This window comes from Cupriavidus basilensis, assembly GCF_000876015.1.
Lineage (GTDB): Bacteria > Pseudomonadota > Gammaproteobacteria > Burkholderiales > Burkholderiaceae > Cupriavidus > Cupriavidus basilensis_B.
Genome location: NZ_BBQM01000022.1, coordinates 47,399 through 61,320 on the forward strand (window position 1 = coordinate 47,399; position 13,922 = coordinate 61,320).

Consider the following 13,922-nt stretch of genomic DNA (forward strand, 5'->3'; position numbering starts at 1 on the left):
CAGCAAACATGCCCGCGCAAGCGGGCATGTTCGTCAGGGCGGTGCGGAATCCGCAGGCAACAAGCGCGGAATCCGCGATGCGCGGGCTGCGCATGGGCGCTCCGCTCCGGCCTGGCGCCCGCCAACCAGCAACGAAGAACGCATAGAGGAACGCACATGGCCGTCAACCTGCCCCTGCCGCTGGCAGAGAACCTGAAACCTGTCGCCGGCGTCGAGCTCGGCTGGGCCGAAGCGGGCGTCCGCAAGGCCAACCGCAAGGACGTGCTGGTGGTGCGCGTGGCCGCGGGCAGCACCGTGGCCGGCGTGTTCACCCGCAACCGCTTCTGCGCCGCGCCGGTGCAGGTCTGCCGCGAGCACCTGGCCGCCGGCAAGGGCATCCGCGCGCTCGTGGTCAACACCGGCAACGCCAACGCCGGCACCGGCGAGCCCGGTCTGGCCGCGGCCCGCGCCACCTGCGACGCGCTCGCCGCGCAGCTCGGCATCGCCGCCGAGCAGGTGCTGCCGTTCTCGACCGGCGTGATCCTGGAGCCGCTGCCGGTGGACCGCATCGCCGCCGCGCTGCCGGCCGCCATCGCCAGCGCGAAGCCGGACAACTGGCTGGCCGCGGCCGAGTCGATCATGACCACCGACACCCAGCCCAAGGCCGCTTCGCGCACCGTGCAGATCGGCGGCAAGACCGTCACGCTGTCGGGCATCAGCAAGGGCGCCGGCATGATCCGCCCGAACATGGCGACCATGCTCGGCTTCATCGCCACCGACGCCACCGTGGCGCAGCCCGTGGTGCAGGCGCTGGTGTCCTACGCGGCCGACCAGTCGTTCAACAGCATCACCATCGACGGCGACACCTCGACCAACGACTCGTTCGTGCTGATCGCCAGCGGCCAGGCCGGCGCGCCGGCCATCGAGCGCGCCGAGGGTGCCGACTTCGAGGCGCTGCGCGCCGCCGTGACGGACCTCGCGCAGGAACTGGCGCAGATGATCGTGCGCGACGGCGAAGGCGCCACCAAGCTGATGACCATCCGCGTGGAAGGCGGCAAGGACGTCGCCGAATGCCGCCAGATCGCCTATGCGGTGGCGCACTCGCCGCTGGTCAAGACCGCGTTCTACGCCTCCGACCCCAACCTCGGCCGCATCCTGGCCGCGATCGGCTACGCCGGCGTGGACGACCTCGACGTCGGGCGCGTCAACCTGTGGCTCGACGACGTGCTGGTCGCGCGCGACGGCGGGCGCAATCCCGACTACCGCGAGGAAGACGGCCAGCGCGTGATGAAGCAGGCCGAGATCACCGTGCGCGTCGCGCTCGGCCGCGGCGATGCCGCCGCCACGGTGTGGACCTGCGACCTCTCGCACGACTACGTTTCGATCAACGCGGACTACCGCTCGTAAGCTCTGCCCCGGGGAGCGGCGCCCGCGCGGGCGCCGCTCCCGGCTTCCCGCCAAGATCCGCTTGCCCGTTTTTCCTCGCCTCTCCTGCCCAGCCGCCATGTCCGACCTCGCCTCCCGCCTCGACAGTTTCCTCGCCCGCCTCGAACAATGGTTGCCGCCGCAGTTGAGCGACGCCGACTGGGAGCAGGCCGTCGCATTCCGCTGGCGCAAGCGGCAGAGCCTGTTCGGCAACATCGGCTACCTGCAGGCGATCCGCCAGCTGCCGCCGATCCACCTCGACGACCTCAAGAACATCGAGCGCCAGAAGGACGCCATCGTCGCCAACACGCGCCAGTTCGTGCGGTGCCTGCCGGCCAACAACGTGCTGCTGACCGGCGCGCGCGGCACCGGCAAGTCCTCGCTGATCAAGGCCTGCCTCAACGCCTTCGTCAAGGACGGCCTGCGCCTGGTGGAAGTGGACAAGGACGATCTGGGCGACCTCGGCGACATCGTCGAGCAGCTGGCGGCGCGCCCGGAGCGCTTCGCCATCTTCTGCGACGACCTGTCGTTCGAGGACGGCGAGTCGGGCTACAAGTCGCTCAAGTCGGCGCTGGACGGCTCGGTGGCCGCGCAGTCGGACAACGTGCTGATCTACGCCACCTCCAACCGCCGCCACTTGCTGCCCGAGTACATGAAGGACAACGAGACCTACCGCCACACCGACGACGGCGAGATCCATCCCGGCGAAGTAGTGGAGGAAAAGATCTCGCTGTCCGAGCGCTTCGGCCTGTGGCTGTCGTTCTACCCGCCCAAGCAGGACGAGTACCTGGCCATCGTCGGCCACTGGCTCCAGCATTTCGGCTGCTCGGACGAGGACGTGGCCGCCGCGCGCGGCGACGCGCTGGTGTGGGCGCTGGAGCGCGGCTCGCGCTCGGGCCGCGTGGCCTGGCAGTTCGCGCGCGACTGGGGCGGCAAGCACGGCAAGCCGTTCGTCGCCTCGGCCGAAGGCCAGGCATGAGCGAGGCCCCGCAAAGCGCCGCCGGCACCGCGCGCAAGGTGACGGAGGTCGCCGTGGGCGTGCTGGTGCAGCCCGACGGCCGCTTCCTGCTGGCGCAGCGCCCGGCCGGCAAGCCCTACGAAGGCTATTGGGAATTCCCGGGCGGCAAGCTCGAGCCGGGCGAATCGGTGGAGGAAGCGCTGGCGCGCGAACTGCACGAGGAGCTCGGCATCGCGGTGTCGCAATCGGTGCGCTGGCAGGTGCTCGAGCACGATTACCCGCACGCCTACGTGCGCCTGCATTTCTGCAAGGTCACGGCATGGTCGGGCGAGCTGGTGGGGCGCGAAGGGCAGGCGTTCTCATGGCAGTCGGCGCCGGTCGAGGTGGGACCGCTGCTGCCGGCCACGGTGCCGGTGGTGGCGTGGCTGGCTGACGAGGGCAAGCGCTAAGGCTGCGCTTCGTCGGGCAAACCGGTGGCATGCGGGGCGCAGCGACTGTGACCACAGGCGCGGGCCGGCGATGCGCGATGGCGGTATGAACCGCGGCAGACGCCGGCCAACGCCGCGCCTCAGTCCTCGTCGTCCTGCTCCGCCGACGGATCCTCGCCGGGTTTGCCGCCGATCACGTATTTTTCCGAGGCCCACGCGCCGAGGTCGATCTGCTTGCAGCGCTCGGAACAGAACGGGCGGAACTTGTTCTCCGGCACCCAGGCCACATCCTTGCCGCAGGTGGGGCACTTGACTACGGTTGTCATCGCTTCAGAAATTGCAGAGCTTGAGCAGGAAGGGAATGTCGGCATCCACCGAGCGCGGGCGCAGGTCGCCGTCCTGCTGCGTGAAACGGACCCACAGCATGTACTTGTTGGCGCTCATCTCGGGGATGAAGGCCAGCAGCGAGTCGTCGAGCATCACCTGCATGAGCTGATAGCTGCGGCCCGACAGCATCTGCTGGTAGCTGCCGCCGGTGGCGATGACCTTGCCGCTCTGGCCGGACTCGCGCAGCAGCCGCAGCACGGTGTTGGTGCCCATGCGCAGCGCCACCAGCGGGCGCGCCCACTTGAGGATGTCGGCGCGGCGGTCCTCGGCCGGGCGATGCTGCCATGCGTAGTAGGCCGGCAGGTCGAATTCGCAGGTGCCGCCGGGAATGATGGCGCGGCTGCGGATGCTGGTGAGCCACTCGTTGTCGGTCAGCAGCTGGCCTGCCTTGCCCACCACCTGGTTGAGCTGCGACATGGCCTGCTCGATCTCGCCGATGACCGCGTCGAGCGCGCCCTGGTCGATCTGCGGGTTGGCGCGCAGCGCGGCCAGCGCCTGGCGCTGGCGTTCCAGTTCCTTGAGCAGGTCGGTCTTGAGGTCCGCGCGGCCGGCCACGTCGATGATCTCGAACAGTGTCGTCAGCGCCACGTGGTGCTGCAGGGCATGATCCTGGCCGAGGAAATAATCCAGGCGATCGAACAGGTCTTCCAGGCGCAGGAGAGTCCTGATGCGTTCGTTGAAAGGATATTCGTACAGAATCAAGTGATTGTCCGGGCGGCAGGGCGGTTTGGCGGGCGGCGTTGCTGGCGGGGTTGCTGGCTACGGGGCCCAGTATGGGACCATTTCCCGCTTGTATCCAGCGCATTCTATGCGAGTCCGCGTGGCAGGACAACGAAAGCGCCGACTAAAGGTGCATCCCGCGCCACCGGTTCCCGCCGGCCGTATCAGCGCCATCGGCGCCATCGGCTGCATCGGCTTCCCGGGCGGCCCCATCGGTTCCTTCGGCGCTCAGCCGGCGGCGAGCGCGCGGTAGAGCCGGTCGAGCCGCTCCACCTGCGGCGCCAGCGCCTCGGGCGGGCCGTCGTTGTCGACCACGTCGTCGGCGCGGGCCAGCCGCTCGGCGCGGCGGGCCTGCTTCGCCATGATGGCCTCGACCTGCGCGCGCGTGAAGCCGTTGCGCGCCATCACGCGCGCCACCTGCGTGGCCTCGCTGCAATCGACCACCAGCACGCGGTCCACGCGGCTGGCCCAGGTGCCGGACTCGACCAGCAGCGGCACCACGTAGATCAGGTAGGGATGCCGGCCCGCCGCGCGGATCTCGGCGGCGCGGGCCTCGGTCAGCTGGCGGATCAGCGGATGGGTGATGGCTTCGAGCCGGGCCTTGGCCGCGGGGTCGGCAAACACCAGCGCGCGCATGGCGTCGCGGTCCATCGCGCCGTCGGCGCGCAGGCAGCCGGGGCCGAAGGCCGCCACCAGCGCGGCAATGGCCAGCCCGCCCGGCGCGGTGATCTCGTGCGCCAGCAGGTCGGTGTCGATCAGGGCGGCGCCGCGCGTGGCGAACAGGTCCGCCACGCGGGTCTTGCCGGAGCCGATGCCTCCGGTCAGTCCGATTTGCAGCATGTCCGTATCCAGGCTATCCAGGCTTGCATGGGTGGGCGGCGCGCCGTCAGCCCGCCAGGCCCAGCGGCAGCACGTTGGCGCCGAAGAACAGCACCAGCAGGCCGGCGCCGGCGATATAGGGGCCGAAGGCGAAATGCGTATCGCGATCCTGACGGCGCAGCGCGATATTGGCAAGCGCGAACACCAGCCCCACCACCGACGACAGCAGCACCAGCGCCGGCAGCGCCTGCCAGCCGAACCAGCCGCCCAGCGCCGCCATCAGCTTGAAGTCGCCGTAGCCCATGCCTTCCTTGCCGCGCACCAGCTTGAACGCCCAGTACACCGTCCACAGCAGCAGGTAGCCCGCCGCCGCGCCGGTCACGGCGTCGGCCAGCGGCGCGAACAGCCCGCCGAGGTTGAGCAGCAGGCCCAGCCACAGCAGCGGCAGCGTGATCTGATCGGGCAGCAGCTGCGTGTCCGCGTCGATCAGGGTGAGGGCGATCAGCGCCCAGATCAGGGCGATGGCCGCCAGCGCCTGCCAGGTCGGGCCGAAGTGGGCCGCGGCCAGCGCCGTGAGCAGCGCGGTGCCGGCTTCCACCAGCGGGTAGCGCTTGCCGATCGGCGCCTTGCAGGCCGAGCAGCGCCCGCGCAGCGCCAAGTAGCTCAGCACCGGGATGTTCTCCAGCGCGCCGATCGCGTGGCCGCAATGCGGGCAGGCCGAGCGCGGCACCATCAGGTTGTAGGTCTCGGGGTGGGGCAGCGGGTCATCGCGCAGCGAGGCGATGTAGTTGGCCTCGTCGTGCTCCATCATGCGCGGCAGCCGGTGCACCACCACGTTGAGGAAGCTGCCGACCACCAGGCCGAGCAGCGCCGCCGCCGTCACCAGGAACCAGGACGGCAGCAGCGCCAGCGACGCGATGGCCTGCGCGGGCGCCGCCGGCGGGGAAAACGCGGAGAGCGCGCCGGCGGCGCCGTGCGCGGAAAACAGCCACTGCATGCGTTACACCACCTGTCCCAGTTTGAAGATCGGCAGGTACATCGCCACCACCATGCCGCCGATGAGCACGCCCAGCACCACGATGATGAGCGGCTCGATCAGGCTGGAGATGGCGGCCACGGCGTCGTCCACCTCGCGCTCGTAGAACTCCGCCACCTTCAGCAGCATGTTGTCCAGCGCGCCCGACTCCTCGCCGATCTGCGTCATCTGCAGCACCATGTTGTCGAACACGTGGGTGGCCTGCATGGCGTTGGTCAGGCTGGTGCCGATGCGCACCGACTGCTCGATCTCCCGGGTGGCGTCGTAGTAGACCCAGTTGCCGGCCGCGCCGGCCACCGACTCCATCGACTCCACCAGCGGCGTGCCGGCGGCGAACATGGTGGCCAGCGTGCGCGTCCAGCGCGCGATCACGGCCTTGCGGAACAGCGAGCCGAAGATCGGCAGCCGCAGCAGCATCCGGTCGCTGGCGCGCTGCACCTTCTCCGAGCGCTTGAGGCTGCGCAGGTAGAAGGCGATGCCGAACACCGGCACGCCGATCACGATGTACCAGTTGTTGACGAAGAAGTCCGACATGGCGATCACGGCCAGCGTCGGCGCCGGCAGGTTGGCGCCGAAGCTCGAGAACACGCCCTTGAAGGCCGGGATCACGAAGATCATCAGGATCACCGTCACGGCGAAGGCCACCGTCAGCACCGCGATCGGGTAGATCATGGCCGACTTGATCTGGCTCTTCAGCGCGATGGTCTTTTCCATGTAGAGCGACAGACGCTCCAGCAGGGCGTCCAGGATGCCGCCCTGCTCGCCGGCGTCGATCAGGTTGCAGTAGAGCGTGTCGAAGTAGCGCGGCTGGCGGCGGAAGGCCTGCGCCATGCTGCTGCCCGATTCGATGTCGAAGCGGATCTCGGCCAGCAGCTGCGTGAAGTTCGGGTTGGCGTGGCCGCGCGCGATGATGTCGATCGACTGCAGCAGCGGGATGCCCGCCTTGAGCATGGTCGAGAGCTGGCGCGTGAAGTACGCGATGTCCTTCTCGGTGATCTTGCGCCCGCGCGCGGCGCGCCGCTTCTTGAGCTTGACCACGGTGAGGCCCTGCTTGCGCAGGGTGGCGTTGACCTCGGCCTGGCTCTCGGCGCGCAGCTCGCCCGTGAACACCTTGCCCTTGCGGTCCTTGCCCTCCCACTCGAAGATGTACTGCGTGGGCGCCTTACGCCCAGATTTCCCCTTGGGCGCAGCCGCCTTGCGAGCGGCGGCGGCTGGTGCGCGTGTCGCCATGATTGACCCCAAATGACATGCTTTGTTGTTTTACATATTGGTTGTTGCCAGCACTTCTTCCAGCGAGGTGACGCCCTGCTTCACCTTGGCCAGGCCGGCTTCGCGCAACGATAGCACGCCGTCGCGGCGCGCCTGCTCGGCGATCTGCAGCGCGGTGCCGTGCGCGAGGATGATCTGCTGCATCGCCTCGGTGATCGGCATCACCTGGTAGATGCCGCAGCGGCCCTTGTAGCCGGTGCCGTTGCAGCGCTCGCAGCCGACCGGGTGGTAGGGCTGCCAGCTGCCGTCGAGGTCGGCTTCCTGGAAGCCGGCGTCGACCAGCACCTCGCGCGCCAGCTCGCCGGGCCGCTTGCACGTGCACAGGCGGCGCGCCAGCCGCTGCGCGGTGATCATCAGCACGCTCGAGGCGATGTTGAACGGCGCCACGCCCATGTTCATCAGGCGCGTGAGCGTGGTCGGCGCGTCGTTGGTGTGCAAGGTGGAGAACACCAGGTGGCCGGTCTGGGCCGCCTTGATCGAGATGTCGGCGGTTTCCAGGTCGCGGATTTCGCCGACCATGATGATGTCCGGATCCTGCCGCAGGAACGAGCGCAGCGCCGCGGCGAAGGTCAGGCCGGCCTTCTCGTTGACGTTGACCTGGTTGATGCCGGGCAGCTGGATTTCGGCCGGGTCCTCGGCCGTGGAGATGTTGATGTCGCCCTGGTTGAGCCGGTTCAGGAAGGTGTACAGCGACACCGTCTTGCCGCTGCCGGTGGGGCCCGTCACCAGCACCATGCCGTAGGGGCGCTTGATGACGTCGAGCAGCAGCGCCTTCTGCGCCGGCTCGTAGCCGAGCTGGTCGATGTCCAGCTTGTCGGAGGACGACTCCAGGATCCGGATCACGATCTTCTCGCCGAACAGCGTCGGCAGCGTGGAGACGCGGAAGTCGATCGCCTTCTCGACCACCTCCTTGGGCTCCTTGCCGTCCTTGCCGTCTTTCTCGGCGTTCTTGTCCTTGGGCAGCGCGATCAGCAGCTTCATGCGGCCGTCCTGCGGCACGCGCTTTTCCGAGATGTCCAGGCGCGACAGCACCTTGATGCGGGTGGCGATCTTGTCGCGGATGTCGACCGGCGGGCGCGCCACCTCCTGCAGCACGCCGTCGACGCGGAAGCGGATGCGGTAGAAGGTCTCGAACGGCTCGAAGTGCAGGTCGGAGGCGCCGCGGTGGAAGGCTTCGGTCAGCAGCTTGTGCAGGAAGCGCACCACCGGCGCGTCGTCGATGTCGCCGGCGGTCTTGTTGCGCTGGGCGGCGGCGGAGGCGACCGGGTCGTACTCGATCATCTTGCGCTCGGCCTGCACCGGCGCGATCGACTTGAGCGTGCCGCCGCCGTCCTCGCTGGCGGAGCGCACGTACTGCATCAGCTTGTCGTGCTCGACGACGACGGTATCGACCGGCAGGTTGTACTTCTGCTTGATGGCGTCGAGCCCGGCCTGGTTGCCCGGGTCGGACAGGGCCAGGACCAGGCGGTTCTCGCGCCGGCCCAGCGGCAGCAGCCGGTGCGCGTGGAACTCGCGGTTGCCGGCCAGCGCCGGCGGCACCTTGTTCAGGTTGTACTGGCCCAGATCGACCAGGGGCAACTGATATTTATCAGCCGCGAAGATCGCCACATCGTGCGCAGTCATGGTGCCGCTGGCGATGATCTCGTCGATCAGCTGCGACTTTTTTTCTCGTGCCGACTGTTCAAGCTGGGCGAGCAGGGCAGGCGCGATGCGCCGGCTCTGTGCAAGAGCTAGACCAAGTGTCATGGCAAAAAAGCTGGTGGCCGGCAAGCGGCCGAAAGACCCCGAATCGGCGCAGTTTGCAGGCGGGGTCACTTTTTGTAAAGGCGAGGCGCGCCCGGCGTTGGCGTTTGCGCGACAGGTGCGCAACCCTACTGGCGCGGGGGGATGGGCGTGGGGGCCGGCGGCGGGGTGGCCAGGAGGCGTCAGGCGGCGGCGGTCCGGCCGCAGCATGGCGAGGACACGGACCGGAGACGCGGACGAAAAAATCGCGCGGACGAACGCGGACGAAAAAAAGCCGCACATCGCTGTGCGGCTTTTCTTGTACGGTCTTGCCGACCGTGAAAACTGGTCGGGGTGAGAGGATTCGAACCTCCGGCCTCTACGTCCCGAACGTAGCGCTCTACCAGGCTAAGCTACACCCCGTTTTTCTTGCTTTTTTCTATCGCTGCGCCAGAAATATTGTTGCAGCGAGAAAGCACACAAGTGTAGCAGCCTTTTTTTCGGATGGGAAGAGGCAACCGCATGTTCCTTGTGTTTTTGCTGTCAGGCCCGCTTGCCGGGGCCGCCCGATTTCACGACTGGCGCTGCAGCGAAAACGCGCACAGGTCGATCAGCGTCTGCTTGAGCGGCGACTCGGGGAATTGCCGCGCGGCCTTCTCCGCCGCCTCGGCTTCGCGCCGCGCGGCTTCGAAGGTGACTTCGAGCGCGCCGCTGTCGTGGATCGCCGCGAACACCGCGTCGAAGTGCTCGGTGCCGCCTTGCACGATGGCGTCGCGCGCGAGCGCGCGCTGCGCGTCGGTGCCGTGCTCGAGCAGGTGCAGCAGCGGCAGCGTGGGCTTGCCCTCGCGCAGGTCGTCGCCGGCGTTCTTGCCCATCTGCTCGGCGCTGGCGGTGTAGTCCAGCATGTCGTCGATGAGCTGGAAGGCCGTGCCGATGCGCCGCCCGTATTCGGCCGCGGCTTCCTCGGCGGTGGCGTCCGCGCCGGCCAGCACGGCGCCGAGCTGGGCCGAGGCCTCGAACAGCTTGGCGGTCTTGTAGCGGATCACCTGCAGGTAGCGCTCCACGGTGACGTCGGGGTCGTGCATGTTGAGCAGTTGCAGCACCTCGCCCTCGGCGATCACGTTGGTGGCGTTGGAGAGGATCTCCATGATGCGCATGCTGCCGGCGTCCACCATCATCTGGAACGCGCGCGAATAGAGGAAGTCGCCCACCAGCACGCTGGCGGCGTTGCCGAACACCGCGTTGGCGGTCTGGCGGCCGCGCCGCAGCTCGGACTCGTCGACCACGTCGTCGTGCAGCAGGGTGGCGGTGTGGATGAACTCCACCACGGCGGCCAGCTCGTGGTGGCGGTGGCCGTCGTAGCCGAAGGCCCGCGCGGACAGCAGCAGGATCACGGGGCGCAGGCGTTTGCCGCCGGCGCTGATGATGTATTCGCCGATCTGCTCGATCAGCGGCACTTCGGAGGCGAGCCGCTGGCGGATCACCGAATCGACGGCGCGCATGTCGGCAGCGACCGGGGCAAGCAAGGCAGTGGCGGAAGACTGGGACAAGATGTTCACCGTTACGCAAAACCCGCCGATTATAAGCGATGCGGGTGTATGTATGTCCCCTGAACGGGGGGTGCCGGGGTCGCGGGCCGGGGCATGCGCGTGGCGCGGGCGCCATGCACGCGCGGCCTATAATGTCCGCATGACCGAAAGACATTTTTCTTCGCGTCGCCGGCTGCGCCGCACCGCCTGGTGGGCTGCCTTCGCCGCCCTGGCGGGCTTCCTGCTGGCGGACCTGATCTGAGCCGGGCCCGCGCCGGACCCCGTCCGAGCGCCACGCAATGTGCGCGAGGCGCCGCCGGACAGGCTATGTACCTGTTTTCTTTGTACTTTTACCGGATCTGGTATAGAATCACGGGTTTCCTCCGGCCGCTTTGCATTGTTTACGGCTGCGCCGGCGGGAGATAACCGGCGCCAATTGGGCTGTCCGGGCCATCCGGACCCTCCTGCCCAAGCAGGGCGGACGGAGCGCCAGGGCAGGCCGGCATTGGCTTTCGGCGTTTTATTTCACATCGAGAGGTTCGACAATGTACGCGGTCGTAAAAACCGGCGGCAAGCAATACAAGGTTGCTGCTGGCGAAAAACTTAAAGTAGAACAGATACCGGCAGACATTGGCGCAGAAATCACGCTCGACCAGGTGCTCGCAGTGGGCGCCGGCGACCAACTCAAGTTTGGTACGCCGCTGGTGAGCGGGGCTTCCGTCAAGGCTACCGTTATCTCCCAAGGTCGTCACGACAAGGTGAAGATCTTCAAGATGCGCCGTCGCAAGCACTACCAGAAGCGTCAAGGCCATCGTCAAAACTACACCGAGCTGCGCATCGAATCGATCGTCGCCTGAGCTGCCGCTCAGTCCACATCGAAATCGAATTCAAGCGTAACCAGGTAAAGTCAAGCGACAGGAGTTAGTCATGGCACAGAAAAAGGGCGGCGGTTCCACACGGAACGGCCGCGATTCCGAATCGAAGCGTCTGGGCGTCAAGGTGTACGGTGGCCAGGCCATCAACGCCGGCAGCATCATCGTGCGTCAGCGCGGTACGCGCGTGCACCCGGGCGAGAACGTCGGCATTGGCAAGGATCACACCCTCTTTGCCCTGATCGACGGTCACGTGCAGTTCGCCGTCAAGGGCGCTGCCAAGAAGCAGCAGGTCAGCGTCGTTCCGGCAGCCTGATCACCGCCTTTGCAGCACGAAGGCCCCGCAGCACTTGCGGGGCTTTTTCATTTCTGGCGACAATCCCGTTGTCGCCATCCGCCACGCCCGCGCTCCCCGCCCTTCCGGCCGGGCGCGCGGCGCGGCCGCTCCACCACGGAAGGTCATCATGAAGTTCATCGACGAAGCCAGAATTGAAGTCATTGCCGGCAATGGCGGCAATGGCAGCGCATCGATGCGGCGCGAGAAATTCGTCCCCTTCGGCGGACCGGACGGTGGCGACGGCGGCCGCGGCGGCAGCGTGTTCGCGGTGGCGGACCGCAACATCAACACCCTGATCGACTTCCGCTACGCCAAGAAGCACGTGGCGCGCAACGGCGAGAACGGCCGCGGCGCGGACTGCTACGGCGCCGGCGGCGAGGACGTGACGCTGCGCATGCCGGTCGGCACGCAGATCCTGGACATGGACACCGGCGACCTGATCGCCGACCTGACCGAGCACGGCCAGACCGTGTGCCTGGCCGAGGGCGGCATGGGCGGCTGGGGCAACCTGCACTTCAAGTCCAGCACCAACCGCGCGCCGCGCCAGCAGGTCGACGGCAAGCCCGGCGAGCGCCGCATGATCAAGCTCGAACTCAAGGTGCTGGCCGACGTGGGCCTGCTGGGCATGCCCAATGCCGGCAAGTCCACGCTGATCTCGCACATCTCCAACGCGCGCCCCAAGGTGGCGGACTATCCGTTCACCACGCTGCACCCGAACCTGGGCGTGGTGCGCGTCGACCACGAGCAGTCCTTCGTGGTGGCCGACATCCCCGGCCTGATCGAAGGCGCGGCCGAGGGCGCCGGGCTGGGCCACCAGTTCCTGCGCCACCTGCAGCGCACCGGCCTGCTGCTGCATATCGTGGACCTGGCGCCGTTCGACGAGAACGTGGACCCGGTGGCGGAGGCGCGCGCCATCGTCAACGAGCTGAAGAAATACGACGAGAGCCTCTACGACAAGCCGCGCTGGCTGGTGCTCAACAAGCTGGACGTGGTGCCGGAGGACGAGCGCGAGAAGCGCGTCAAGGATTTCGTCAAGCGCTACAAGTGGAAGGGCCCGGTGTTCCGCATCTCCGCCCTGACCGGCGAAGGCTGCCGCGAACTGATCTACGCGATCAAGGACCACCTCGCCGCGATCAAGGCCGAGGAGGCCGCCGCGCTGGCCGAGCCGGACATCCGCTTCGACGAGCGCCTGCACAATATCGACCATTCCGGCACGGAGCAGGACTGATCCGCTCCGCGCCAGCCAGCAAGCAACGACAGCCGCAGTACCCAGGAGACAGGATCCCGCCATGCAATCGGTCATCGCCCAGGCAAAACGTATCGTCGTGAAGGTCGGGTCCAGCCTGGTGACCAACGACGGCAAGGGGCTCGATCACGACGCCATCGCCCGCTGGGCGGCCCAGATCGCCAAGCTGCGCATGGCCGGCAAGGAAGTCGTGCTGGTCAGCTCGGGCGCCATCGCCGAGGGCATGCAGCGTCTGGGCTGGGTGCGCCGCCCGAAGGAAATCCACGAATTGCAGGCCGCCGCCGCGGTGGGCCAGATGGGGCTGGCGCAGGTCTACGAAAGCCAGTTCGGCCGCTACGGCATCCGCACCGCCCAGGTGCTGCTGACCCACGCCGACCTGGCCGACCGCGAGCGCTACCTGAACGCGCGCTCGACCCTGCTGACGCTGCTCTCGCTCGGCGTGGTGCCGATCATCAACGAGAACGACACGGTCGTCACCGACGAAATCAAGTTCGGCGACAACGACACCCTCGGCGCGCTGGTCACCAACCTGATCGAAGGCGACGCGCTGGTGATCCTGACCGACCAGCGCGGCCTCTACACCGCCGACCCGCGCCGCGACCCGCAGGCCGTCTTCGTCGAGGAAGCGCTGGCCGGCGCGCCCGAGCTCGAGGCGATGGCCGGCGGCGCCGGCAGCTCGATCGGCCGCGGCGGCATGCTGACCAAGATCCTGGCCGCCAAGCGCGCGGCCAAGTCGGGCGCCCACACCGTGATCGCCTCGGGGCGCGAAGCCAACGTGCTGGAGCGGCTGGCCGGCGGCGAAGGCATCGGCACCCAGCTGCTGGCGCCGACCGGGCGCCTGAACGCGCGCAAGCAATGGATGGCCGACCACCTGCAGATGCGCGGGCGCGTGGTGATCGACGCCGGCGCGTGCGAAAAGCTCACCAGCGGCGGCAAGTCGCTGCTGCCGATCGGCGTGGTGGAAGTGGAGGGCGAGTTCGCGCGCGGCGAGGTCATCGCCTGCGTCGACGCCGGCGGGCACGAGGTGGCGCGCGGCATCACCAACTATTCCAGCGCCGAGGCGCGCCTGATCGCGCGCAAGCCGTCGTCCGAGATCGAGCGCGTGCTGGGCCACCAGAACGAGCACGAGCTGATTCATCGCGACAATCTCGTGCTGGTCTGATCCGCCCGGCCGGCACCGGCGAGCGGGAGCTCA

General features: G+C 68.0%; 14 protein-coding genes and 1 tRNA gene. 7 read left to right on the top strand and 8 right to left on the bottom strand.

Annotated elements, in window-relative coordinates; genetic code table 11:
• The first annotated feature begins 156 nt into the window (after positions 1-156).
• The 3 genes from argJ (at position 157) to KF708C_RS23590 (ending at position 2,811) form a co-directional block, all read left to right on the top strand.
• Complete coding sequence (argJ, locus tag KF708C_RS23580; RefSeq protein ID WP_059413478.1) at positions 157-1,386, top strand: bifunctional glutamate N-acetyltransferase/amino-acid acetyltransferase ArgJ; 1,230 nt, start codon at positions 157-159, stop codon at positions 1,384-1,386.
• A gap of 97 nt (positions 1,387-1,483) precedes the next feature.
• On the top strand, positions 1,484-2,383 hold the full coding sequence (locus KF708C_RS23585) for an ATP-binding protein (protein WP_020205780.1): 900 nt from the start codon (positions 1,484-1,486) through the stop codon (positions 2,381-2,383).
• Positions 2,380-2,811, top strand: a complete 432-nt coding sequence (locus KF708C_RS23590; RefSeq protein ID WP_020205781.1) for an NUDIX domain-containing protein — start codon at positions 2,380-2,382, stop codon at positions 2,809-2,811. Before KF708C_RS23585 ends, KF708C_RS23590 begins: the two co-directional genes overlap by 4 nt.
• Positions 2,812-2,930: 119 nt before the next feature.
• Here the strand turns inward: KF708C_RS23590 and KF708C_RS23595 are convergent, their stop codons facing one another.
• From KF708C_RS23595 to ispB, 8 genes are all read right to left on the bottom strand, one after another.
• Positions 2,931-3,116 carry a DNA gyrase inhibitor YacG gene (locus KF708C_RS23595; protein WP_029044199.1) on the bottom strand — a complete coding sequence of 62 codons (186 nt, stop codon included), beginning with the start codon at positions 3,114-3,116 and terminating at the stop codon, positions 2,931-2,933.
• A gap of 4 nt (positions 3,117-3,120) precedes the next feature.
• A complete protein-coding gene (zapD, locus tag KF708C_RS23600; protein WP_059413479.1) occupies positions 3,121-3,879 on the bottom strand; it encodes a cell division protein ZapD in 759 nt (252 codons plus the stop codon).
• A gap of 246 nt (positions 3,880-4,125) precedes the next feature.
• Positions 4,126-4,737, bottom strand: coding sequence for a dephospho-CoA kinase (coaE, locus tag KF708C_RS23605; protein WP_059413480.1), 612 nt, complete (start codon positions 4,735-4,737; stop codon positions 4,126-4,128).
• A 46-nt stretch (positions 4,738-4,783) separates the two neighbouring features.
• Positions 4,784-5,713, bottom strand: coding sequence for a prepilin peptidase (locus KF708C_RS23610; protein WP_231586565.1), 930 nt, complete (start codon positions 5,711-5,713; stop codon positions 4,784-4,786).
• Positions 5,714-5,716: 3 nt separating this feature from the next.
• The gene (locus tag KF708C_RS23615; protein ID WP_029044200.1) at positions 5,717-6,982 is read right to left on the bottom strand and encodes a type II secretion system F family protein; all 1,266 of its coding nucleotides are present in this window, start codon (positions 6,980-6,982) and stop codon (positions 5,717-5,719) included.
• A 30-nt stretch (positions 6,983-7,012) separates the two neighbouring features.
• The gene (gene pilB, locus KF708C_RS23620) at positions 7,013-8,767 is read right to left on the bottom strand and encodes a type IV-A pilus assembly ATPase PilB (RefSeq protein WP_059413595.1); all 1,755 of its coding nucleotides are present in this window, start codon (positions 8,765-8,767) and stop codon (positions 7,013-7,015) included.
• Between the two features lie 322 nt (positions 8,768-9,089).
• Positions 9,090-9,166, bottom strand: a tRNA-Pro gene (locus KF708C_RS23625).
• A 149-nt stretch (positions 9,167-9,315) separates the two neighbouring features.
• Entirely contained in the window at positions 9,316-10,245 is a 930-nt protein-coding gene (gene ispB / locus KF708C_RS23630; protein WP_020205788.1) for an octaprenyl diphosphate synthase, read from the bottom strand.
• A gap of 572 nt (positions 10,246-10,817) precedes the next feature.
• Between ispB and rplU the strand changes: the two genes are divergently transcribed.
• The 4 genes from rplU to proB all read left to right on the top strand — a co-directional run bounded on the left by rplU (position 10,818) and on the right by proB (position 13,889).
• Positions 10,818-11,129: a 50S ribosomal protein L21 gene (gene rplU / locus KF708C_RS23635; RefSeq protein WP_020423953.1), complete on the top strand. Its 312-nt coding sequence runs from the start codon at positions 10,818-10,820 to the stop codon at positions 11,127-11,129.
• Between the two features lie 70 nt (positions 11,130-11,199).
• Positions 11,200-11,460 (top strand): 50S ribosomal protein L27, encoded by a 261-nt coding sequence (rpmA, locus tag KF708C_RS23640; protein WP_020205791.1) that lies wholly within the window; start codon positions 11,200-11,202, stop codon positions 11,458-11,460.
• Between the two features lie 148 nt (positions 11,461-11,608).
• Entirely contained in the window at positions 11,609-12,709 is a 1,101-nt protein-coding gene (cgtA, locus tag KF708C_RS23645; RefSeq protein WP_020205792.1) for an Obg family GTPase CgtA, read from the top strand.
• A 61-nt stretch (positions 12,710-12,770) separates the two neighbouring features.
• Positions 12,771-13,889 (top strand): glutamate 5-kinase, encoded by a 1,119-nt coding sequence (gene proB, locus KF708C_RS23650; RefSeq protein WP_020205793.1) that lies wholly within the window; start codon positions 12,771-12,773, stop codon positions 13,887-13,889.
• Positions 13,890-13,922 lie beyond the last annotated feature (33 nt).